The sequence below is a fragment of the Sulfurimonas sp. genome (genome assembly GCF_018698455.1).
In the GTDB taxonomy this organism is placed as follows: domain Bacteria; phylum Campylobacterota; class Campylobacteria; order Campylobacterales; family Sulfurimonadaceae; genus Sulfurimonas.
In genome coordinates this window covers 53,821-76,818 of record NZ_JABIOQ010000006.1, presented here as the reverse complement: position 1 = coordinate 76,818, position 22,998 = coordinate 53,821, and the positions used below count along the sequence as shown (strand labels likewise).

The following is a 22,998-nucleotide window of genomic DNA, read 5'->3' as shown; positions in this document are numbered from 1 at the left end:
GAGACCAATTGGTCCCTTAAAGTTAAAAGTTATAAGTAAAGTAAAGTTGTATCGTAGACATAGCATTAACATAATCTACTGGTTTTACAGCATCTTGATCGAACATGTCATAAAGTAATGCAACTGATGTATCTAGTGAACCAAAAGATTTTGAAGCAGTTAATGCGACTTCTTGTACACTATTTTCAGAAACACTATTGTCTGAACTATAAAGTCCTAAGAATAGATCTACATCAGACACACTTGCTTCAGCACTTAAGCTCATAGAAGTAGCACCTACTGAACTTACCGTACCAAACCACCACCACATTTCAGTATACAGTGAAGATGCAGCTCCAGATGTTTGGCCATTAGTAGCCATGTTTACTACTCCATTCGTACCAGTATCAGATACTACTGAATATGCAGCCGTAAGAGCAACAACATCTTTGAGTGTATAACCAAGTTTAGCAGCATAAGCTGTGTCATTTTTAGAACCTGTAGCTTCATAACCTATATCAGTATACTGAAGACCAGCAGATAGACCAGCTATTTCTAAGTCAGTCTGAAGCCAGTAAGCACTTCCATCAGATGGCATATTATAATACCAAGCTTGAGCGGTAAGTGGCTCAAAAGAGTTATTTACTGCACCTAAAACTAATGCTCCATTAGATCCAAATGTATCAAACTTACCACCAACAGCTGTGATGTTTGCAACATTTGCACCTGAAGTGTCATCTGCATAACCATTAGATTTTCCGATAAACGCAGCGGTGATAGTGGTAGAAGGGATATCCTCATTTGTTATCATCCCAGCTTCAAATGTGTTGGTGTCAATACTCCATGTTTCTGTAAATATAAGTGGTGTTTGAAGTTCCATTCTACCTAGAGTACCAGTAGTTTTACCATAAGTACCACTTATCCATAGATCTGAAATCCAAGCTTCAACATTATCATCTGTCGTACTATGAGATCCAGACCATCTACCATCTGCTATTCCATCGGTACCTAGAGTAGTTATTGCAAGTGCAGTTACCCCCATACTAATATCTTTAGCTAAATCACCTGTGAAATTTAAACGAAGAGCAGCATCTGCATAACTACTTTCTTTTTGAAATAAAGAAGCATCTTTGTTAAAATCATTCCACTCTTGAGTCTGTGTTCCATAAAAGAATCTTGTATCCCCTTCAAACTTTATATTATCCAGTGCATAAGCACTTGACCCTAGCGCTAAAGCAGCTATTAAACTAATTTTTAAAAATTTCATTTTTCATCCTAAGTATGATTTATTAAAACATGGCAGTAAAGTTATTACAAAAGTTACTACAAGGAGAGAATAAATTTTCTACCATGTTTTGTGAAGATAGTTTAATATAATAAATATAGAAAAAATATGATTTAATGATTAATTTATATACAATGATATGATTTTTTATATCAGCAAACTACCATAAAAGAGTTTTTTGACTTATTTAAAAACAAGAACTGGAAAACCTTGTGGTATGAATTATTTTATACAAAGTGAAATTTATAGCATATATTTAAGCTGTAGTATACTTTAAGCAAGGAGTAAATTTGAGAAATAAAAAATAGCAATATTGGGTACAGGCCCCAGTGGATAAGTACAGTAACTCATAACTATATATTAAATGAACACCTTATCATCAAGTACTCTACGGAATGTCTCCTGTAAACTAGATAGTTACTAAACCTGTAGAGTAGGTCTTACTAAGTCAGAATATTGCCACAGGAAAATTAATTACTTATATCCTACAGAATAATATATCTTGGATAGTGTCTTTTCTATTTGTCTTCAGTCCCTAACATTAAAGCTCCTCAAAATCTAGTTACTAGCTTTTCTAGGAAAACGGAACCATTGAACGAATAGGTCTCTTTTTGTGAGTTATATTTAAGTGTATTATTTTAATGACTATACAGTAGTATAGTTGATTGTAGTTCGTAGTGTTTTGAAGGGTTAAAGTAGTAATAAAAGTGGCAGTATGTAGGCAGTTGAATCTGCCTATTTAGTATTAAAAGAGTAGATCACATCCCAAGATAAGGTTTTAAAACGTCAGGGATATCTATAGAACCATCTTCGTTTTGATTGTTTTCCATAATAGCTACTAATGTTCTACCAACAGCGAGAGAACTACCATTTAACGTATTAACGAAGCTATTTTTCTTTCCATCTTTATAACGGATTTTTGCTCGTCTTGCTTGGAAGTCTCTTGTGTTTGAGATTGAAGAGATCTCGCGGTATTGGTTTTGACCTGGTAGCCAAACTTCTATGTCTGTTGTATGTGCCGCACCGAAACCTAAGTCTCCAGTACATAAGTTTACAAGACGATGAGGTAACTCAAGAGCTGTCAAAATGTCTGATGCACATGAAACCATTTCATCAAAAACTTTTGCATTTTCCTCGGGTTTTACTATAGCAACAAGTTCAACCTTGTGAAACTGATGTTGTCTTATCATTCCACGAGTATCACGTCCTGCGGCTCCTGCTTCTTTTCTAAAACATGAAGTATAAGCAGTCATCTTTTTTGGAAGTTCATCTGAGACAAGTATCTCATCTTGGTATAGATTTGTTACAGGTACTTCAGCTGTAGGGATTAAAAAAAGTTCTTGTCCGTCCATTTTGTACAGGTCATCTTCAAACTTTGGAAGTTGTCCTGTTCCTTCTAGCGCAGCACGATTTACAAGAGCAGGAACACTGACTTCCTCAAAGCCGCGTTCACGGTTAAAGTCAAGCATAAAGTTTATGAGTGCACGTTCAAGTCTCGCACCCATCCCAAAAGAAACAGAAAAACGTGAAGTCGCAAGTTTTACACCGCGTTCAAAGTCTATCCAACCATTTTCTTCTGCTAGTTCCCAATGTTCTTTTGGAGTAAAAGAAAACTCTTTAGGAGTAAGAATCTTTCCTATTTCTATATTGTCCTCTTCATCTGCACCATCTGGAACAGAATCATCAGGTATATTTGGTATAGCCATAGCCATTTTCTCTAACTCTTCTTGTCTCTCGCGTTGGATGTCAAGTGCTGTAGTTATTTCTATCTTGTTTGCGTCTACTTTAGCTTTGAGTTGTGATACATCTTTACCTTCGCGTTTATAAACACCAAACTCTTTACTCATTGCATTTTGTGAAGCTTGAAGAGCTTCAAAAACCTGCTTTGCAGCTCTGAGTTCTTCATTTTTTGTTTGAAGGTTTTGCATAAGAGAAGCATCAACACCTTTACGTGCTAATTTTGTACTAAGTGTGTCGAAATCTTTTTGAAGTAGTTTTAAGTCAATCATTTTGTTCCTTGAGTTATGTGAGTATGTCTTTGGCAACTTGAAATTGGTTTGCTGTCATAAGATGTATTTTTGGGTGGAGTTCTTTTAGGTCTTCAAAGATTTTTTTACTAAGTTCAAAACCAACTTTATATTCTTCTTCTGGACCTTTTTCATGTGCAAGACGAAGTTTTTCTATCCAAATGTCAGGAACATTTATTCCTGGAACATGAGCGGATAAAAACTGAGCAGTTCTGAGTTTAGTTATTGGGAAGACACCAAAGATGAGTTCACCTTTCTTTTGCTCAGGGCAACACTCTTTGTTTGCATTTTCTTTCATCTCAAGTAAAATCTTTGCACTTTCCATGTCATAAACTGGCTGAGTAACGATTCCTAATGCCCCGTTTTTTATTTTCTTTTGGATCTTCTTTTGAAGTGTTTTAGGATTTTTTGCATAAGAGTTTACAACAGCAAAAGGATAAATCGTTTGGGGTGCGACTGCTAAAGGCTTACCGGCATAGTTCATTCCTGAGTTAAACGCAGAGATCATTTGAAGTAAAAGTGAACTATCACCTTCAAAAACACCTTTTGTATGTGGTTGGTCACTCATGTTTGCTGGATCACCAGTGAGTGCAAGTATTGCTCGGATATCTACTTCGTTAGCGCCAAGTAGGTCTGACTGAAGGGCTATCTTGTTTCTATCTCTCATACTCATTGTTGCAATGACAGGTTTGTGAAATCTATCTTGAAGCATTTTTGCAGCGAAAAGAGCATTGTACTTTAGTTTTGCAAGAGGGTTGTCTGTTGTAGAAAAACCGTCAACATGCTTGTCTAGTCCTAACTCTGCAATCTTTTGGATAATAGGAGCAAAAACAGGAGAGTGACCAGGAGTAGTCTCAAGTGTAATCAATGTACCGTTATTTAGTTTATCTATGAGTGTGTCAAACAAATCTAAAGTCCTCTTTCGTTATAATTTCAGCATTATAACAAAAGAGAGTATTTTATATGTTAAAACTTGCAGTATTTGACTTCGATTCTACACTTATGGATGGGGAAACTATCGATTTTTTTGCCAATGAGCTGGGAATCGGTGAAGCAGTAGCTAAAATAACAGAAGAAGCTATGAGTGGAAGACTTGATTTTTTTGAGTCACTACAGCAGAGAGTAGGGCTTTTAAAAGGTCTTGATTTTTCTGTGGTAGAGAAGATAAGTCAAAACTTACCTTATATGCCAGGTGCTGTTGAGACGATAGCGGAACTTAAACGCAGAGGTTTAACGGTAGTCTGTTTTTCTGGTGGTTTTAGAACCGCAACAGGACATGCAAAAAGTATCTTAGGTTATGATGCAGATTTTTCAAATGTTTTACATGAGAAAGATGGCGTTTTAACAGGGCTTGTTGGTGGAGACATGATGTTCTCTCACTCAAAAGGCGATATGCTAGAGCGTCTACAAAACATACTAGGAGTGACTGAGCAAGAAACTTTAGTATGTGGAGATGGTGCAAATGACTTGAGTATGTTTGCTCATGCGGGAATTAGAGTGGCATTTTGTGCAAGAGAGATTTTAGAAAAAGAGGCAAATATAATCATAAAAGAGAAAGATTTGACTCAAATATTGGAGAAGATATAAATGTTAGATAACACAGTCTGGAGACAGTACCACAAAGATAATAGTTTTAGAACTTACATAGCAGAGTTTTGTTCTATAGATGAAGTAGACCTAATAGTAGAAGATAATGAACTTTACACTGTTCTTAAGGCAAAACTTACAAAAAAAGAATTAAAACTTTTTGCTATGGATTGTGCAAACAGTACTGAGAAAGCTTTGAAAAAAGAGTTTTCTTATGAAGATGCAGATTTAGAAAAGGCAAAGTTTAAACTCTACAAAAAGCTTAAACAAGACAAAGTAAGACTCGACTTTCGTGAATCTTCAAGAGAAAGATAATTAGAAATATTTTCAAATTTCTTAGATTAACCTACTCTTTATCTAAGAGACTGTAACATTATGGCAGACTAATTCAGATACAAGGAACAAAAATGAAAAAAACGACATCACTATTATTAGCAGCAATGGTTGCTGGATCAGTATTGACTACAAGTGCAATGGCTGAAGCTAAAAAAGGTCAAAAGTATTACCTTAAAAAACTAAAAGTTTGTAAAAAAGACGGACTTAAGAACGGTGCTGTTTTCGCTACTAAGCATGCACGTAAAGAATGGGCCGCAATTAATGATAGTGGAAAGCTTCTTGATGAGTGGAAAACAATCTGTCCAAGTGGTGCTAAGAAAATTAGCAAAATGAAAGAAAAAGACATTAAAAATCTATATGATTTCGTTTGGAAATTTGCTTCTGATGGTGAAGTACCATCTTGTGGTTAATCCCTTAGGGTTTAGCACAACTACTTCAAAACAATCTTAAAAGTAACTCTTCGTGAGTTGCTTTTATCTTCTTCCATTTTCTTCATTACATTTTTAGAATAATTAAAACCACTTCCCTTTATAATTTTACTTAACAGTTTTTGCTCATTTTTATTTTGTGACTTAAATATATAACTCAGTACAGAAAATGAACGATTAAAAGAAAGCTTTTCATTTTTAAGATATCCATCTTCAAAATTAGTTTTCGCCCACTCGCTAGATGTATGTCCATTTATTTCTAAGCTTTTAATATGGTCCTTATTCTTTTGTAAAAATGGTATAAGTTTTGCACTAAATGTATCTAGAAACTTTTTTTGTGCTTTGGAAAGTTTATATGCACCAACTGAGAAATAAAGTTTTTCATTATTTAGGTTTAAGATGAGGTCTTTATCTATTGTGAGGGTATTTGAAGAAATTTCTTTATTAAAGACTTTTTTCAGTTGAGGCAGTATCTTTTTATTGCTAGGTTTTACTTCTAGTATAGTAGCATCAGAGTTTAATTTTGTAACCCACATATTTGACTCTTGAGATTTGTTGTCTGTATGTAGTCCTGCAACTGCAACTTGAGAGTTATGGAGGATACTAAGAGCATTAAAAGAATCATAACTCTCATCACCGTAGTGTTCTTGGTTTAGAAGTACTAAGTTTGCACTCAGTACCATTGCTAGAGCATCACTATTTTGAATGTCTTTTACATAACCAACAGCCATGATAGTACTATCTGTAAACTCTTGTAAATCATTTATAGCACTAGGGTAAGTAGTAAATATCTCTTTATCTATAAGTATATTTTGATATATATCAAATTTAACTAAGCGAATATGCTCTTGTCTCATATGGTTGTATTGTGCAAGTGAAACTAAAAAATTATTATCTTTTAGTTTGATGATCTTTTTTGGTATAAATGTATCATCACTTTGTAATTGTGACCCATAATATTTAATCCATAGTTTATTTCCATTTTCATCTAAACGCATAAAACTCACATCTCTCTTGTTCTCATATGAAGTACTACTAAGAACCATAAGTGAGCCATCTCGAGATTCAACTATATCAATACCTTTGTCATCATTTTGAGTACCATACTTTTTACTCCAGAGTTGTCTTCCGTCTTTAGTAAATTTTGTAAGTGAAATATCACTTCCTCCAAGTCCTGTTTTAAATATTGCATCAGAAGAAGAACGCGATGTAACAGAAGAACCAATAGCGAGAACCCCACCATCTCTTAAAAGTAAAAGATTACTCATAGTGTCGTTATTTTTCGTACCAAATATTTTTGTATAAATTGGCTCTGCATTAGCAGTTAGTTTCATTAACATCATGGAACCATCAAGGGTATAACCACCTATAAAGTATCCATCTTGAGGAGTTTTTACAATAGCAACAGCTTCATTAAAACGCGAGAGAGAAGACATTTTTGATAGTACTATCTTGGCATCTTTATCTATTTTTAAAAGGTGCATTTGTGAACCATGCTTGCTAGAGAGACTTGAAAGGTAGTCAAAAGCATTTGAGTAAGAATGATTTGTAGTAGTGTTTGCTTTTTGAAACACTTTTGAAAAACCTACAGCAGTTATAGTTCGGTCATAGTCCTCAGTAACATCAAACAATGCAGCATTAAATGGTTTTTTAACGATAACTGAGAAGTCTACTTTATCTGCGAAGAGTGAAAGGGTAATAAATAATAGGATGAATAAGGGTTTCATTGAGCTACTTTTTTATTTTAAATATAGCAATAAAGGTACCAGAAAGTATTGGTTATGGAGGGTAGTAAAAAATTGAATGATTTTCTACAATATGGCTTAATATTTTTTTAGCATAACATAAAAATGGCTTAATATTTTTTAAGCATAACATAAAATTTAAAGTAGTATTATCTAACTATAATTAATTATAATTATAATAATTATGGAGGAAAATTATGTTTGAATTTAATACACTTAAAGAAATTCCATCATACTTAAATAAAAGCATATTTAATGATAGTTTTTTAAACTACATAGAAAATGGCAAATATAGAAGTATCTCTTCTCAAAAATTTGTTGAAAATATTTATAAATTATCACATGCATTTTCAAAAGTGGGGGTAAAGAAAGGTACAACGGTTGCAATAGTGTCAAACTCATCGCCATTTTGGCTGATGGTAGATTATGCACTCCAAGATTTGGGGGCTATATCTGTACCAATCTTTGCAAATATTGCAGAAGAAAATTTTATATATCAATTAAATAATGCAGATATAAAATATATATACATTGCATCTCAAGATAAATATGATCAAATTAAAGATAATATTTCTTCTTTAAAACTAGTCATTACACATAATGTAAACTGTAACAATATAAACAGTGTTGATTTTTTTGACTTTATAAATGAAGAGGCTAAAAAAAGTATGACATCCGTACTTGAAAACGATACGGCAACAATCATTTATACTAGTGGCTCTACGGGTACACCAAAAGGAGTTGAACTATCTCATAAAAACATACTAACACAACTTAGAAATACATCAAAATATTTTCCATTGCTAAATACAGATAAAGCACTGAGCTTCTTACCTTTAGCTCATATATTTGAGAGAATGGTGATGTCTCATTATTTAACAAGTGGTCTCAGTATTTATTTTGCTGATAATATTGATAATGTGGGTAACCTGATAAAAGAAGTTAAACCATCAATAATGACAGTTGTTCCGCGTTTACTAGATAAGATGTCTATTAAAATGCATGATAAGATCCAAAGTTATAGTCCTTTAAAAAAGTTTTTAGGATCTTTAGCCCTTAGTGAGGCTGATAATAAAGAGCTTGAAACTAGGACTATATTTACTCCATTATTTGAAAGACTTGTATATTCAAAACTTTTAGAGGCTCTTGGTGGAAATATGCGCTTTGTAATTTGTGGAGGAGCACCTCTCAGTACTAAAACAGAAAGATTCTTTACTAACATTGGCCTAAATATTTATCAAGGTTATGGGCTAACAGAGACATCACCCGTAATAAGTGCAAACTCGCCAAACAATAAAAAACCTTTTACTTGCGGTAAAGCTTTTGATAATGTAGAAGTTATGATTGCAAAAGATGGTGAGTTATATACTCGTGGTGACTGTGTAATGAAAACTTATCATAAAGATATAGAAAAAACTAGAGATGTGCTTAGTGCGGAAGGGTGGTTTCATACGGGTGACTTAGCATCTATGGATAATGAAGGTTATATCACTATAAATGGTCGGAAGAAAGAGCTATTTAAAACTTCAACAGGAAAATATATATCAGCAATACATATTGAAGAGTTACTAACACAAAATAGATGGTCTGATTATGCTGTAATTGTTGCAGATAACAAACCCTTTGTTAGTGCTATTATATTTTTAGATTCTGTAGTTATGAAAAACTATGCAGTGCGTAAAAATCTAAAATATTCAGATTTATCAGATTTATATAATACTAAAAAGGTTAAAGACCTTATTGCTAAAGTTATAAAAAGAGCCAATAAGCATCTGAATTATGAGGAAAAAGTAAAGAAATATCATATAGGTATAGATGAACCAAGTATCGAGAATCTTATGCTGACTCCATCCATGAAGGTGTCTCGAGGTGGGGTTTACAAAAAATACGAATACATAATAAATTCATTATATGGAGAAGAATCATGAAAGAAAGAATTGCAATAATAGATGGCCTTAGAACCCCTGTAGCTAAGGCCGGAGGAAAATTAAAGAATATTCAAGCCGAATCACTTGGTTCATTTATTTTAAATGAATTAGCATTGAGGGTTGGTTTGGACTTAGATATGTATGACGAGATTATCATAGGTAATGTGTCTCAACCAGGACATGCTGCAAATATTGCAAGGGTAATTTCTTTAAAAGCTGGTTTTCCTGAAGCAACACCTGCTTATACAGTTCATAGGAACTGTGCTTCGGGTATGGAAAGTATTACAAGTGCTGCTGAAAAAATACTAGCAGGTCGTGGAGAAATCTATATGGCTGGTGGTGTTGAAAGTATGAGCAATATACCTCTAATGTTTAACAAAAAAATGTCTGCACTTTTTGAGGCACTTTTTAAGTCACGGACACCTCTACAAAAGATAAAAACTCTCTCTACATTTACTCCATCACATCTAAAGCCTATTATAGGATTGATGCAAGGTTTGACAGATCCTCTAAGTGGTCTTATGATGGGTTCAACTGCTGAAATATTAGCTCAGGATTTTGGTATTAGCAGGAAAGAACAAGATGAGTTTTCTGTTTTATCTCACCAAAAAGCAGAAGCCTCACAAAAAAACAAGATTTTCGAGGATGAAATAGCACCCATAGTTTATGACACTGTAAAAGGTTTAATAATGTGTGATGATGATGGTATTCGTTATGGACAAAATATGCAGGCACTGACTAAATTAAAGCCATTCTTTGATAAGAAGAATGGAACAGTTACTGCCGGGAACTCCTCTCAGGTCTCAGATGCTGCAGCTGCAGTTGTACTTATGAGTGAGAGTAAAGCAAAAGAGTTAGGACTCAAACCTCTTGGATTTTTAAGAGAGTATACCTATGCTGGACTTGATCCTACTAGAATGGGATTAGGACCTGCATACTCAACTGCGAAAATTCTAGAAATGACTAAGATGCAAATGAGTGATTTCGAATTAATAGAATTAAATGAAGCATTTGCTTCACAAGTTTTAGCAAATCTTGCAGTATTTGAATCACAAAAGTATGCAAGTGCTCACCTAAACCGCACGACGGCTCTTGGTTCTATTGACACTAATATTTTAAATATAAATGGTGGTGGTATTGCACTTGGTCACCCTGTAGGTATGACAGGCACACGTTTAGTTATACACACACTCAAAGAGTTACGACGTCAAAATAAAAATATTGGCCTTGCCACACTATGTATTGGTGGTGGACAAGGTGCATCTATGATTTTGGAGGTAGAGTAATGAATGCTTTTAACTTACAAGTCGAAAATAAAATTGCGACTTTAATGTTTGATATGCCGGATTCCAATGTTAACATCTTATCAATAAGTGTGATGAGAGAACTTGAAACTATTTTAGATGAACTAAAAAATTCTAAAGATATTGATGTACTTCTTTTTAAATCAGCTAAGAAAGATATTTTTATAGCTGGTGCAGATATATCAGAAATTAAAGCTCTCAGTGATGAGCAAGTAGCTTATGAAGTTGTTAGAAAAGGACAAACCATCCTTTCAAAAATTCGTATCTTACCCTTTCATACTATTGCAGTTATTGATGGGGCATGTCTTGGTGGTGGTTTTGAGTTAGCACTCAAATGTGACTACAGGATTACAACAGAGAACCCTAGTACAAAAATAGGATTACCAGAAGTAAATTTAGGTGTACTCCCTGGTTTTGGTGGTACTCAAAGTTTAAAAAATCTTATAGGCAAGCAAAAATCCCTCGAGCTTATTTTAGGTTCAAAGCTTATCAATGGTCAAAAAGCTCAAAAACTCAAGATGGTTGATTCTTGCGTACCAGTCGGCTACCTAGATTTTAAACTACAAAGCCTTATAAAGTCTATTATGAATCCATCGGAGAAAGAGAAGATAGATGCTCGCCGCTACAAGTCTAATCTAATAGAGAGGTTTGCTCCATCAATAATTTACAGTATTGCACAAAAAACAGTTATGAAAAAAACTAAGGGTAAGTATCCAGCAGCACTTGAGGTCATAAAACTATTTCGTGAGACAGACAAGTTACCGGTTAATGAAGCACTTTCGCTAGAAGCATATGCCTTTGCTAGACTTTGTGTTACAGATGTATCTAAAAATCTTATTTCATTATTTTATGCGTCGGAACAACTAAAGCATGATTCTTTTGTAAGTAAGGATATAAATGCCCTTCCTATTCATTCTCTTTCAGTTGTAGGTTCAGGGATTATGGGTGGTGGTATTGTATGGCTTTTTAGCAATATTAATAAAGCAGTACGATTAAAAGCAAGAACATATGATTCTATCGCTGCATCTTTTAAACCAATATCTGCAGCATACAAATCAGTGATAAAAAGAAAAAGATTAACACCAAAGCAGGTTGAACTCAAAATGGGTCATATCTCATATACAACGGACTACAATGGTTTTAAAAATATAGACATTGTGCTGGAAGCTGTAGTAGAGAGTAGAGAGACGAAACAAGCTGTGTATAATGACTTAGAAGAAGTAGTTCGTGACAATTGTATTATTGCTTCGAACACATCATCCTTATCTATTAGTATGTTAGCAGAGGGAATGAAAAACCCTGAACGTTTTATTGGTATGCACTTTTTTAACCCAGTACCAAGAATGCCACTTGTAGAAGTAATAGCTGGAGAAAAAACTTCAGATGAGACAATAGCCACGGTTGTAAAACTAGCTCGTGATGCTGGAAAAACTGCAATAGTTGTTGGAGACTGTGCCGGATTTTTGGTAAATCGTATACTGTTACCTTACATCAACGAATGTGCCAGACTATATGAAGAAGGTGGTAGCATTGAAAATATAGATAAAAATATAGAAGACTTCGGTATGCCCATGGGTCCTTTTACTTTAGCAGATGAAGTGGGACTTGATGTTGGTTATAAAGTCTCTAAAGTGTTAGAAGATGCTTATGGAGAGAGAATGACTGTAGCACCAATACTGCAAAAAATGTTAGATATAAAACTACTTGGTAAAAAGAATAAAAGAGGCTTTTATATACATGAAGGAAAGAATCAAAGTGTGAATCCAGAGTTAAAAACCTTCCAGTTTCATAATAAAACATTTATAAAGGCAGAAATAGTCGATAGAGCTATTTTAATGATGGTTAATGAAGCAGCTAGATGTTTAGAAGAAGGTATTATAAAAGATGCTTCTAGTTTAGATATGGCCATGATTATGGGCACTGGTTTTCCACCATTTCGTGGAGGACTTCTCAAATATGCAGACTCTATTGGTATTGAAAAAGTACACCTTACTTTACTTCATTTAGAGGAAAAGTATGGTTCAAGATTTGCACCAGCACAGCTTATTTGTACAATGGCTGAAAAAAAAGAATATTTTTACAAAGGATAAATTATGGAAATTTTAACTTATATACTTATTACATTCGGATTGATGCTTTTTGTTCCTCCAATTAGACGGGGACTGATTTCTGGACCACTCGTTTTATTAGTAGCTAAACTAAAACTAATGCCGAGTATATCTGAGACTGAAAAAATTGCTCTTAGAGCTGGTGATATTTGGATAGATGGTGACTTTTTTTCTGGTACTCCTAACTTTAAAAAGATACTATCAGAACCATATCCTCAGCTTACAGAGGAAGAAGACAAGTTTTTAAATACTACTGTTGATGAGTTGTGTAGTATGACTATCGACTTTGAAGTATTCTCTAAGCGTGACCTAGATAAAGAAACTTGGCAATACTTAAAAGACAAAAGATTTTTTGGTATGATTATTCCAAAAGAGTATGGCGGTCTTGGATTTTCAGCACTTGCACACTCTGCTGTAGTACAAAAGCTAGCTTCACATTCTCAAGTTTTAGCGATTACTGCTATGGTTCCAAACTCTCTTGGGCCTGCTGAACTCATCTTACATTACGGTACAGATGAGCAAAAGAAACATTATCTTCCTCGTCTTGCAGATGGACGAGAAATTCCATGTTTTGCACTAACTGAACCATTAGCTGGAAGTGATGCAACTTCAATTAGCTCACGTGGTGAAGTATTTCTTAAAGATGGTGAGATATTTATACGACTAAACTTCAACAAACGCTATATCACACTTGGATCTATAGCTACAGTTATAGGACTAGCATTTACTCTAAGTGATGAAGATGAGTTACTTGGTCGTGGAAAAGATTTAGGTATCACTTGTGCCCTTGTAGATTCAAAACTACCTGGTGTAGTTCAAGGAAAACGCCACGATCCGCTTGGTGTTCCTTTTGTGAATTCTCCACTTAGCGGAGTTGATGTAATCATACCATTATCTAATGTAATAGGTGGAGTTGATGGAGTATCTAAAGGCTGGTTAATGCTTATGGAATCCCTCTCAGTTGGCCGTGGTATCTCTTTACCTTCAACGAGTACTGGAGGGACAAAACTAGCAACTGCTGTCGCTGGTTCTTACTCAACAGTCCGTGAACAGTTTGGTTTATCTATATCGAAATTTGAAGGAGTTGAAGAGGTACTTGCTCGTTTAGCAGCAAATACTTATATGCTTGATGCTGCTAGAATTTTTACATTGGGTGCCATCGATTCTGGAAAAAAACCAGCTGTAATCAATGCTATTATGAAGTATCACTCAACAGAGATATTTAGAAAAGCCATAAATGATGGTATGGATATTATCGGTGGAGCCGGTATATCTTTAGGTAAAAAGAACTTACTAGGTAATGCTTATATGGGCGCTCCAATTGCAATTACCGTAGAGGGTGCAAATATTATGACTCGTACCCTTATAATATTTGGTCAAGGTGTGATTCGCTGTCATCCTCATGCTTATAATGAAATTACAGCATTAGAAGAGGAAGATGTTAAGGCATTTGATAAAGCATTTTTTGCACATGTCGTGTTTACATTCAAAAACATGTTTAAAATGGTACTTTATTCTCTTACTCGTGGGTATGCATATTTTACAGTATCTAAAGGTGCAGCTTCATATTATGAAAGAAAAATAGCATGGGCAAGTGTAACTTTTGCTTTTTTAACTGACTTTATCATGGCTTACTATGGTGGCGGTTTAAAACAAAAAGAGAAAATTACAGCAAGGTTTGGAGATATTTTATCAGCTATGTATCTTCTCTCTGCGACACTTCGTAGATATAAAGAAGATGGAAATAAAGATGATGATTTTGTAAAATATATAGGTGATGAACAACTGCGCATAATTCAAAATGCTTTTAATGAGATAGCAGCTAATCTATTTACCGGTGGTATTATGAAGGTTCTATTTAAACCTTTTAAATGGTACATGTCGGTTAATTCACTAAGCCGTGATGTAAGTGATAAACTATCTCATAAACTAGCACTATCAATCAGTACAAACAGTGAGTTAAGAGGAAGGTTGGTTGAGGGAATTTATCATAGCAATGTATACAATAAACTTCAAGAGGCATTTAAGCTTCATGAAAAATCTATTCCAACTATACACAAAATAAAAGCAGCTATAAGAGCTAAAAAACTTCCTAAAACAAGTGTAACTTCACTTATAGATGAGGCAACAAAACTAGGTGTTATCACGGAAGATGAAAGCTCAACTTTAACATTAGCCCAGCAGCTCAAGGAAGAGGTGGTTCAAGTTGATGGCTTTGATGATGAGCAGTACTTAAAAAGAGAAATCTAAGGCTTAATTATGCAAGATCAATTGTACGATGTATCTCAATATGTGTTTTCTCTTTTAGAAAAGACCATGTCAAATCATATAACATTTTCTGGAGAAGAGAATCTCGATGAGAACTTCCCTACACTATTTGTTGCAAATCATTTTACAAGGATTGAAACCTTTCTAATACCATATGTGCTATATAAAAAACTAGGATTTAAAGCTAGGTCACTTGCTGACTCGTCTATATTTACTGGTGTGCTTGGTGAGTATCTATCTGCCGTTGGTACTGTCTCTACAAATGATGAGAAAAGAAATGAAAAAATACTAGGTGATTTGATTACAGGGCGTTATAACTGGATAATCTATCCAGAAGGTTTTATGATAAAGAGTAAAAAAGTTCTGCTAAGTGAAGATACATTTATGGTTGAAAGTGCAGAAGGTCTTTATCCTTTGTTTACAGGTTCTGCTGTCATTGCCCTTCAAAGTGAAATAGAAAAAACAAAATATATACAAGCAAAAAACAACTGTGATGCCCAAGTAATAAGAGAAATGAATGAACTTTACTATATTGAAGGTACTGAGGAGATATCTTATCACAACACACAAATTATACCTCTGAATATATCTTATACTCCAATTAGAGGTGGTGAAAATTCTATTTCAGACTATGTACATAAATATGTGAAAAGTGATAGTGAGCAAACGAAAGAGGAAATTGAGATAGAAAGTAATCTACTCTTAAATTCACAACTGCATATACATTTCTCCAAGCCTATAGATGTAAAGGATTATTTATTAAATACAAAAAAAGAGCTACAGAGGCAAAACAAAGATTTTGATAATACTGCAGTACTAGAATATGCTAGAATCCCCCTCACTAATTTAATGATGAATGAGGTATATAAAAATATTTTGATTAGTTTTGATCATGTTTATGCTCTTTGTTTGGAGTACTTCGAAAATAAAGAATTTATTCTCAAGGAGTTAAAAGCTAGAATATATTTAATATCTAGAGAGTTGAAAAGTTTAGGAACTTATCGTTTAGATGATGCATTAACAGCCTCTTTATATAAACTGATGAATGATGAGACTTATGAATTATTTGATGATGTATTTACTTTATCTTTAGAACAAAATATTTTAAAACTAGTTAAAGATGATATATATACTGTTAATGTAGAAAACTACAAAAATGAACATAGTTTTTATACCATTAGACTGAAAAATACTCTCCGTGTACTAGTAAATGAAACAGTAATCTTACATGAGCTTCATAACATTATAAAAACAGTGATGAATAGGGATTCTAAAGCTGTATATAGAGATGTGTTTTATGTGATTTATAGACGAGATTTAAAAGAGTTTAAACATGACTACAACAAATTTTATTCTGTCTTCTCTACAAAAGAGAAAGAGATAGGTTCACCTTTTATTTTGTATGATGAAAATAATTCTACCTCTTGTGTGATTTCCCATGGATACAAATCAGCACCACGGGAGATAGAACCATTGGCAAAATACCTTTTTGATAATGGTGTTAATGTGTATGCAATTAGGCTTAAAGGGCATGGCACAATGCCTGAGGACTTAAGAGATAGAACTCATCAAGATTGGTACGATTCATTTGATGTTGGCTACTCTGCAATAGCTGCAGTGAGTGAAAAAATATATCTTTGTGGTTTTTCTACAGGTGGTTTAATAGCTATGCTAAAAGCAACTAATGTTAAAGATAATATAGATGGAGTTATTTGTATAAATTCAGCCATATCTCTTCAAGATATTAGAGTGAAATATATAGTACCAACTATCAATATTTTAAACAACTTTTTATCTTTATTTAACGCCGATATGGATACTTATGAGAGTGAAGCGGAACATCCTGAAATCAATTACAAAATGCATTACCTTACATCTCTAGGGGAACTTAAATCGTTAGTAGATATTGTAAATAATAAACTCTCCCTTATTACGGAGCCTACATTAATAATCCAAGCAGATAATGACCCTGTTGTTAATCCAAAAAGTGCAGATATTATCTACGATAAGATAGCTTCAAAAAAGAAAGAAAAATTTATAGTTAAAAGTTCTAAACATGTTATTACACTTGATGAAAAGGTGAACAAAAGTGTGTTCGAGAAGATTGTCAAGTTTATAAAATCTACTTAAGTGTTAACTTTACGTGCTTAGTCTACTTGTAAGAAATGGTTTGCATCTTTGATATAAGTTACTGTTGCTACTTGAGTAAAAAATTCTCTTGCACTTTTTACATCAATAATTTTATCTGCTGAACCTATATAAACTTCTAGCTTAATGCCCTTGTTCACTAAGTCTTCAAACTCATTCAAAATCCATTGATGATTTAGCAGCTCTTCTAAATCTCCTATTGTATTTTTTTGGAACTCTATCTCTTTATGTGGGTATGGTTCAAAACAACAATCTAAGAACTTTGACATATATTCTTTGTTGTTTGTGTTGTAAGCCATAGTTTGAACACGCTTAAACCTTTGACTTTTTGTCTGAAAAAATACAGGCGATAGTAGTTGCAGAATATCTACACTTTTTCCATCTTCTAGTAGTTTTTTAGCATGCTTAAGCGCTTTCATGGAACCATACGAGAAACCACATACACAGTATTTACTTTCATTTATAAACTCTTTAAAAAGGTGTTGCTCGTTTTTAAGAGAAAAGCCGCTAAAAAAAGTCATATGTTTTCCTGTGATTTATTTTATACATTATATCTACTTTTTATTGAAACCTAAAAGTATTAATAAAGAAATGAATCAAGGGTCTAGAGGTAAAGGTGGTGCTGGAAAAAGATAACTCTTTAGTTCCAGCTATTGAGCATCTTCTTTAAATTATGAAATACTTCATTCATATGATTTTTAACCATATCATCTATGTCAAAGTTTTTCGTAATTTCATCCATTTCGACAGTACTGAGAATTACTTGTCCATCTTTTTCATATACAGAGACCCTACATGGAAGATATACTGAAACTTCAGGGTATTTACTTAATACTTCTTCTGCTGTAACAGGATTGCATAGCTCATATACCGTTATATCTTGTTCTATAGGATGACCTTTTGCCTTAAGAATATCTTTAAATGGATACTCATTTAAAATACCCAAACCATTATCTTTAGCTTTCTCTGGAATTTCATCTTTGATTGTTTTTAGATCTACATTTGATTTTACAGTATACAACATGGATTATCCTTATATATTTTTTGAATTATATCTTAACTATGTGAAAATTAAAGAATTACTTATAATAAATATAAATAAAAGAACTTAATTCAAGTTTAGTAGGAAAAGTCCTGTATTTAGCCTAGAGAAACTCTTTTAAAGTCTCATATAACTCATTCTCATCTATAGGCTTAGCTAAATAGCCATCCATTCCATGTTCTAAGAATTTTTCTTTATCGCCTTTCATAGCGTTTGCTGTAAGAGCAATTACAGGGGTAGTCTTTTCTTGGTATTTCTCTTTCATAGCTTTCATTGCTTCAATACCATTAAGGTTTGGCATATTTTCATCCATAAGAACTAAAAGGTGCTTTTGTGGAGCATACATTGCAACAGCTTCTAACCCGTCGTTCGCTACATCACATGTTAATCCAAAGTCTGTTATTAACATTTTTACTAGCATTTGATTGGTTTTATTATCTTCAACTATGAGTATATGACCTTTTAAAGTATCTTCTTTATTATCTTCAATTATCTGAGCTTGAGTATCTGTGTTCCTTTGTTCTTCAACCTTTTTCAATGGGATTGTGACTTTAAAAGTTGTTCCTACTCCCTCGGCTGATTCAAGTTCAATATATCCACCGATAAGACCAACTAAACTTTGAGTTATACTTAGACCTAACCCCGTACCACCATACTTTCTTATAGTATTTCCATTAGCTTGAGTAAATGGTTCAAATATTTTGTCTTGAAGCTCTTTATTCATTCCTATACCATTGTCGGTAACACAGAGAATTAAATTTTCATCTTTATAATCTCCATTAAGGATAATGAGACCATTTGCTGGAGTGAACTTGACTGCGTTAGATATCAGGTTTAAAATGATTTGGCTTATTCTATCCCAGTCTCCAAAGAATATTCCTCTTAGCCTATCATCGATATTAATATTATAACTCAAAACTTTTTTATTTGTTAAACCTTCAAACTGCCATGAAAACTCTTGAAGTTCTTTATACCCATTAAATTCATAAGGTTCTATCGTAAAATTAGAATCTTTAATTTTAGCTAAGTCTAAAATGTCATTAATCAGTTTGAGTAAAGACTTAGCACTTGTATTAATTGTGCGGGACAACTCTTTATGACTTAAATCAGTTTGTTTTTTATTTAGGATTGAGCTAAAGCCAAGGATTGCATTTAATGGTGTTCTAAGCTCATGGCTCATGTTTGACATAAAGTTTTCTTTAGTCTTTTGCGAAGTTATATCATGTCTAACAGATGAATAACCTACAAGTTTATTCTCGTTATTATACTCGGGGATTATTTTTGATTTCACCCAATAAAACTCCCCATTTTTATTTTTATTTTTAATTTCACCAACCCATTTTTTTCCTGCAAGTATAGTTTCCCAAAGCTCTTTATAAACAGCAGTTGGCATGTCAGGATGCCTCAAAATACTATGACTATTCCCAATGAGCTCTTCTTTAGAATAACCTGAAATATCGCAAAATGCCTGTGAGGCCTTAGTAATCAATCCATGTAAGTCAGTAGATGAAGATATTACATTATTATCTATTATGATTAAATACTCATCTAGCTTAATTTGAGTATTCTTACGTTCTGAAATATCAGCATGCGAGCCAACCATTCTCAAAGGACTACCATCAGCATCATAGCTTACAATCATAGCCCTATCAAGTATCCATTTATATGAACCATCTTTACATTTTACTCTATGTTCATTTCTATAAGCATCACAATGACCTTCGAGATGTCTTTTTACATCAGAGAAAACATCCTCCAAATCATCTTTATGTACCCTTTCTTTCCATTCATCTAGAGTCCCAGCTATTTCATCTTCATTAAACCCCAACATTTCTTTCCATCGCTTTGAGAAAAAGACCTCATTTGTTTTTAGATTCCAATCCCATAAACCATCGCCAGTACCTTCAATTGAGAATTGAAGTCTCTCTTCTGATACTTTCAAATCTTTTGAAAGTTCATTTGCAATTCTTTGAGCATTCTCTTTAGTATTTATTAATGATTTCATCAATAAATAGAGTAAGAAAGTTGGCATAATAATAAAAAATGGAGCAAGTATAAGCATAAAGATATTATTATTTTTTAATGATTCGTTAATTTTAAATTCAATAGTCCAAGTATGTCCATTAGTAGAAAGCTCTACTTTTTTAAATAGTGTTTTAGATTTATTATTAGTATCTGAGTTGTATAGAAGGGTCTCATCAGTAGTTATACTACCATCATAAATAGCAAAATCAACAGTATGTAACTCGCTTCCTAAAATACCATTCATTAGGTCATCTACACGAAATGGAGCACTGATAAGACCTTTAATGGCTAAGGTTCTTTGGGAAGGAGTATCTACTTTAAAATGTTTTTTATAGACTGGCAAATACATTAAAAATCCAGCTTGAATGTCTTTAGCATTTTCTTGAACAAGTTTTACTTTTTCGGTAATAGTGGCTTTAGCACTTAGAATAGCTTTCGTTATAGCTTTCTTACGTATTTTTTCCGAGAATACATCATATCCAAGCACTTTTTTATTGCGTTTATCAAATGGCTCAAGATATACTACAGGAGTATAAAACTCTCTTTTTCCTTCTGGTTTTATTCTATAGTTAGGAAAGCCTTCTTTTTGTATGCGTCTTTCATGCTTTGTCTTATTTTCTGGAAAAACCACTTCTGAATAACCAAAGCCTTGTATCCCTTGGAAGTTTTCATTGAGTTTATGTGCATCTACAAATATAGCCCATTCTTTACGAGATACATTATTAGAAGCCATAAATAAACCAACAGCACTTTTTAAAATTTGCTCATACCCTGCCATGCTTTTTTTTATGAGGATAACTACTTCACTACTTTTGAGTTCTGCATCAAGATTTTTTTCTTGATCATAGTAATTATATGTATACCAACCCGAAAAAATAGTTAAGAAAAAACCAATAAAGAGAATAAGATTTAATACTTTGTTGTTATGTGTCTTGAACATGGCCACCCTTGGATTAATTTAACTATTTGTTAATATAAGAATAAGTATAAGTATAGCTAATTTTTAAAAAAAATCAAAATATAATTTTAGATAATAAATTTATGGAATAATTAAGCTTATATTTTAATATAGGTATGTGCAGATTGGAAACCTATAGTTAACCCTTAAAAAAAGAAACTTTAATTAATTTTGACAGAGGATTGGCTGCTGTTTAATGGCTTATGGAAGTAGTCTGCATCAATTGATTGATAGGAGTTTAAAAGAGGAAGGAAAGTCTCGAGAAAAGTGTCACCGTAGAACAGTTGTATTTATAATAAAACTGTTACAAAAAGTACATAAAGCCCTATATTAGGGCTTATATGAAACCTATCTAAGGTTTTCGAATGGAGCAGTTACAACTGTTTTACGAGTTACAGTATATGGCACTAACGCAGCTGCACGAGCACGTTTGATCACTACTGAAATCATGTCCTGGTGACGTTTACAGTTACCTGTTAAACGACGTGGCATGATTTTATATCTTTCTGAAAGAGAGAAACGTAAAGCTCCTGCATCTTTATAATCCATGAAGTCAACTTTAGCTTCACAATACTTACAATATCTTTTTTTATATTTTCTTTTTTCTGCCATGTTAATACCTTTGTTGTATATTTTTTAAAATGGAATTTCGTCTTCGTCTATGTCAATCGTTGGGATTGACTCGCTACTCGGCATTTGGCGATTCTGTGGTGCTGCTTGATTATTGTTATAACTTGGCTGTTGCTGTTGTTGATAACTTGGAGCTTGCTTCTGCTCTTGCGCTGGAGCGTAATAGCTCTGTTGCTGTTGCGGTGCTTGATAACTCTGCTGTTGTCCTTGGGCAGGTGCATTATATCCACCTTGATTGTCCGCGGGAGCATTAGCTGGTGGAGTATATCCACCTTGGTTATCACCCTTTGAATCTAGCATTTGCATAGTTTCAGCCGTTACTGAGTGCTTAGAACGTTTCTGTCCATTTTGGTCTACCCATTGTTCAAAGTTTAATCTTCCCTCTACTAGGATTTTACTCCCTTTTCTGAGGTATTGGTTAGCAACTTCAGCACTTCTTCCGAAAAAAGTGATATCTACAAAACATACTTCTTCTTTCTTCTCACCATTACTAGTGAACTTACGGCTAGTAGCAAGTGCAGTTTTTGCAATTCCCATTCCAGCTTGAGAGTATCTGAGTTCGATATCACGTGTTAAGTTACCAACTAAAATTATTTTATTGAACATAAGTTTTCCTTAAATTTCTTAGCGCTAGCTAATTACTCTGCTGCTGCTTCAGTTGTTTCAACTGGAGTTACTGCTTCTGCTACTGGAGCTTCTGCTTCTGCTGGAGTTTCTTCAACTGCTGGAGTTTCAACTTTCGCTGGAACTTCGGCCGCTTTTAAAGCTTTTGCAACAAGACCGTTGTAAGCAAGTATTTCACGATTTGAATCGTATTTAATTGTTACAAAACGAAGTAAATCTTCGTTAATACGGAAACGTCTTTCAATTTCTGAAATTGCTGCTGGAGCAACTGAATAATATACAACATGGTAATAACCACGTTCGTTTTTATCTATTGGGTATGCTAATTTTCTCATTCCCATAGGACTTGTAGCTGCTATTTCGCCACCGTTTGAAGTAATAACTTCTTCGATTGCTTTAACGCTAGCTTGAATTTCCTCTGCTGTAAATGTAGGTTTTACGATTACTAAGTTTTCGTAGTTTCTCATATAGTATGATCTCCTCTTGGTATTTGCCTCTCGGCGTTTGTTTCCCCTTTGGATCTAAATATAGCATCACAATCGATGTTACAAAGAGAAAGGAACTCGGGATTATACA

18 protein-coding genes are annotated in these 22,998 nt (G+C 33.6%); 8 read left to right on the top strand and 10 right to left on the bottom strand.

Translation table 11 applies throughout. The annotated features are described in order from the left end of the window. Window positions 1-22: 22 nt before the first annotated feature. The 3 genes from HOG88_RS01055 to HOG88_RS01045 form a co-directional block, all read right to left on the bottom strand. Window positions 23-1,246, bottom strand: a complete 1,224-nt coding sequence (locus HOG88_RS01055) for a hypothetical protein (protein ID WP_295002225.1) — start codon at window positions 1,244-1,246, stop codon at window positions 23-25. Between the two features lie 776 nt (window positions 1,247-2,022). After that, window positions 2,023-3,273: a serine--tRNA ligase gene (gene serS / locus HOG88_RS01050; RefSeq protein WP_295002223.1), complete on the bottom strand. Its 1,251-nt coding sequence runs from the start codon at window positions 3,271-3,273 to the stop codon at window positions 2,023-2,025. A 13-nt stretch (window positions 3,274-3,286) separates the two neighbouring features. Further along, complete coding sequence (locus HOG88_RS01045; protein ID WP_295002221.1) at window positions 3,287-4,198, bottom strand: methylenetetrahydrofolate reductase; 912 nt, start codon at window positions 4,196-4,198, stop codon at window positions 3,287-3,289. 56 nt (window positions 4,199-4,254) lie between these two features. Here HOG88_RS01045 and serB point away from each other — a divergent pair, with 56 nt between their 5' ends. The 3 genes from serB (at window position 4,255) to HOG88_RS01030 (ending at window position 5,624) form a co-directional block, all read left to right on the top strand. Beyond that, window positions 4,255-4,878 (top strand): phosphoserine phosphatase SerB, encoded by a 624-nt coding sequence (gene serB, locus HOG88_RS01040; RefSeq protein WP_295002219.1) that lies wholly within the window; start codon window positions 4,255-4,257, stop codon window positions 4,876-4,878. Further along, complete coding sequence (locus tag HOG88_RS01035; RefSeq protein ID WP_295002217.1) at window positions 4,879-5,193, top strand: hypothetical protein; 315 nt, start codon at window positions 4,879-4,881, stop codon at window positions 5,191-5,193. 92 nt (window positions 5,194-5,285) lie between these two features. Next, the gene (locus HOG88_RS01030; protein ID WP_295002215.1) at window positions 5,286-5,624 is read left to right on the top strand and encodes a cytochrome C; all 339 of its coding nucleotides are present in this window, start codon (window positions 5,286-5,288) and stop codon (window positions 5,622-5,624) included. Window positions 5,625-5,644: 20 nt separating this feature from the next. On the opposite strand, the gene HOG88_RS01025 is transcribed toward HOG88_RS01030, so the two are convergent. Continuing rightward, window positions 5,645-7,369 carry an OmpA family protein gene (locus tag HOG88_RS01025; protein ID WP_295002213.1) on the bottom strand — a complete coding sequence of 575 codons (1,725 nt, stop codon included), beginning with the start codon at window positions 7,367-7,369 and terminating at the stop codon, window positions 5,645-5,647. 215 nt (window positions 7,370-7,584) lie between these two features. On the opposite strand from HOG88_RS01025, the gene HOG88_RS01020 reads away from it, so the two are divergent. Genes HOG88_RS01020 through HOG88_RS01000 form a run of 5 tightly spaced genes read left to right on the top strand, consistent with a single transcriptional unit; the run spans window position 7,585 to window position 17,125 of the window. Then, on the top strand, window positions 7,585-9,315 hold the full coding sequence (locus HOG88_RS01020) for a long-chain fatty acid--CoA ligase (protein WP_295002211.1): 1,731 nt from the start codon (window positions 7,585-7,587) through the stop codon (window positions 9,313-9,315). After that, entirely contained in the window at window positions 9,312-10,601 is a 1,290-nt protein-coding gene (locus tag HOG88_RS01015) for a thiolase family protein (protein ID WP_295002209.1), read from the top strand. Before HOG88_RS01020 ends, HOG88_RS01015 begins: the two co-directional genes overlap by 4 nt. Beyond that, window positions 10,601-12,709 (top strand): 3-hydroxyacyl-CoA dehydrogenase NAD-binding domain-containing protein, encoded by a 2,109-nt coding sequence (locus HOG88_RS01010; RefSeq protein WP_295002207.1) that lies wholly within the window; start codon window positions 10,601-10,603, stop codon window positions 12,707-12,709. Before HOG88_RS01015 ends, HOG88_RS01010 begins: the two co-directional genes overlap by 1 nt. A gap of 3 nt (window positions 12,710-12,712) precedes the next feature. Further along, window positions 12,713-14,977: an acyl-CoA dehydrogenase gene (locus tag HOG88_RS01005; RefSeq protein ID WP_295002205.1), complete on the top strand. Its 2,265-nt coding sequence runs from the start codon at window positions 12,713-12,715 to the stop codon at window positions 14,975-14,977. Between the two features lie 9 nt (window positions 14,978-14,986). Next, window positions 14,987-17,125, top strand: a complete 2,139-nt coding sequence (locus HOG88_RS01000; RefSeq protein ID WP_295002203.1) for an alpha/beta fold hydrolase — start codon at window positions 14,987-14,989, stop codon at window positions 17,123-17,125. A gap of 17 nt (window positions 17,126-17,142) precedes the next feature. On the opposite strand, the gene bioV is transcribed toward HOG88_RS01000, so the two are convergent. From bioV to rpsF, 6 genes are all read right to left on the bottom strand, one after another. Then, the gene (gene bioV / locus HOG88_RS00995) at window positions 17,143-17,664 is read right to left on the bottom strand and encodes a pimelyl-ACP methyl ester esterase BioV (RefSeq protein ID WP_295002201.1); all 522 of its coding nucleotides are present in this window, start codon (window positions 17,662-17,664) and stop codon (window positions 17,143-17,145) included. Between the two features lie 119 nt (window positions 17,665-17,783). Beyond that, entirely contained in the window at window positions 17,784-18,167 is a 384-nt protein-coding gene (locus HOG88_RS00990) for a DUF302 domain-containing protein (protein WP_295002199.1), read from the bottom strand. Between the two features lie 121 nt (window positions 18,168-18,288). Beyond that, the gene (locus HOG88_RS00985; protein ID WP_295002197.1) at window positions 18,289-21,150 is read right to left on the bottom strand and encodes a CHASE domain-containing protein; all 2,862 of its coding nucleotides are present in this window, start codon (window positions 21,148-21,150) and stop codon (window positions 18,289-18,291) included. A 366-nt stretch (window positions 21,151-21,516) separates the two neighbouring features. Next, entirely contained in the window at window positions 21,517-21,780 is a 264-nt protein-coding gene (gene rpsR, locus HOG88_RS00980; RefSeq protein WP_295002195.1) for a 30S ribosomal protein S18, read from the bottom strand. A gap of 24 nt (window positions 21,781-21,804) precedes the next feature. Continuing rightward, window positions 21,805-22,404 carry a single-stranded DNA-binding protein gene (locus HOG88_RS00975; RefSeq protein WP_295002193.1) on the bottom strand — a complete coding sequence of 200 codons (600 nt, stop codon included), beginning with the start codon at window positions 22,402-22,404 and terminating at the stop codon, window positions 21,805-21,807. Between the two features lie 32 nt (window positions 22,405-22,436). Beyond that, window positions 22,437-22,889 (bottom strand): 30S ribosomal protein S6, encoded by a 453-nt coding sequence (gene rpsF, locus HOG88_RS00970; protein ID WP_295002192.1) that lies wholly within the window; start codon window positions 22,887-22,889, stop codon window positions 22,437-22,439. Window positions 22,890-22,998: the final 109 nt, after the last annotated feature.

Excerpts from the sequence above, each read along its gene's own strand:
- HOG88_RS01055 (WP_295002225.1), bottom strand. The coding sequence starts at position 1,246 with ATGAAATTTTTAAAAATTAGTTTAATAGCTGCTTTAGCGCTAGGGTCA.
- serS (WP_295002223.1), bottom strand. The coding sequence starts at position 3,273 with ATGATTGACTTAAAACTACTTCAAAAAGATTTCGACACACTTAGTACA.
- serB (WP_295002219.1), top strand. The coding sequence starts at position 4,255 with ATGTTAAAACTTGCAGTATTTGACTTCGATTCTACACTTATGGATGGG.
- HOG88_RS01035 (WP_295002217.1), top strand. The coding sequence starts at position 4,879 with ATGTTAGATAACACAGTCTGGAGACAGTACCACAAAGATAATAGTTTT.
- HOG88_RS01030 (WP_295002215.1), top strand. The coding sequence starts at position 5,286 with ATGAAAAAAACGACATCACTATTATTAGCAGCAATGGTTGCTGGATCA.
- HOG88_RS01025 (WP_295002213.1), bottom strand. The coding sequence starts at position 7,369 with ATGAAACCCTTATTCATCCTATTATTTATTACCCTTTCACTCTTCGCA.
- HOG88_RS01020 (WP_295002211.1), top strand. The coding sequence starts at position 7,585 with ATGTTTGAATTTAATACACTTAAAGAAATTCCATCATACTTAAATAAA.
- HOG88_RS01015 (WP_295002209.1), top strand. The coding sequence starts at position 9,312 with ATGAAAGAAAGAATTGCAATAATAGATGGCCTTAGAACCCCTGTAGCT.
- HOG88_RS01010 (WP_295002207.1), top strand. The coding sequence starts at position 10,601 with ATGAATGCTTTTAACTTACAAGTCGAAAATAAAATTGCGACTTTAATG.
- HOG88_RS01005 (WP_295002205.1), top strand. The coding sequence starts at position 12,713 with ATGGAAATTTTAACTTATATACTTATTACATTCGGATTGATGCTTTTT.
- HOG88_RS01000 (WP_295002203.1), top strand. The coding sequence starts at position 14,987 with ATGCAAGATCAATTGTACGATGTATCTCAATATGTGTTTTCTCTTTTA.
- bioV (WP_295002201.1), bottom strand. The coding sequence starts at position 17,664 with ATGACTTTTTTTAGCGGCTTTTCTCTTAAAAACGAGCAACACCTTTTT.
- HOG88_RS00990 (WP_295002199.1), bottom strand. The coding sequence starts at position 18,167 with ATGTTGTATACTGTAAAATCAAATGTAGATCTAAAAACAATCAAAGAT.
- HOG88_RS00985 (WP_295002197.1), bottom strand. The coding sequence starts at position 21,150 with ATGTTCAAGACACATAACAACAAAGTATTAAATCTTATTCTCTTTATT.
- rpsR (WP_295002195.1), bottom strand. The coding sequence starts at position 21,780 with ATGGCAGAAAAAAGAAAATATAAAAAAAGATATTGTAAGTATTGTGAA.
- HOG88_RS00975 (WP_295002193.1), bottom strand. The coding sequence starts at position 22,404 with ATGTTCAATAAAATAATTTTAGTTGGTAACTTAACACGTGATATCGAA.
- rpsF (WP_295002192.1), bottom strand. The coding sequence starts at position 22,889 with ATGAGAAACTACGAAAACTTAGTAATCGTAAAACCTACATTTACAGCA.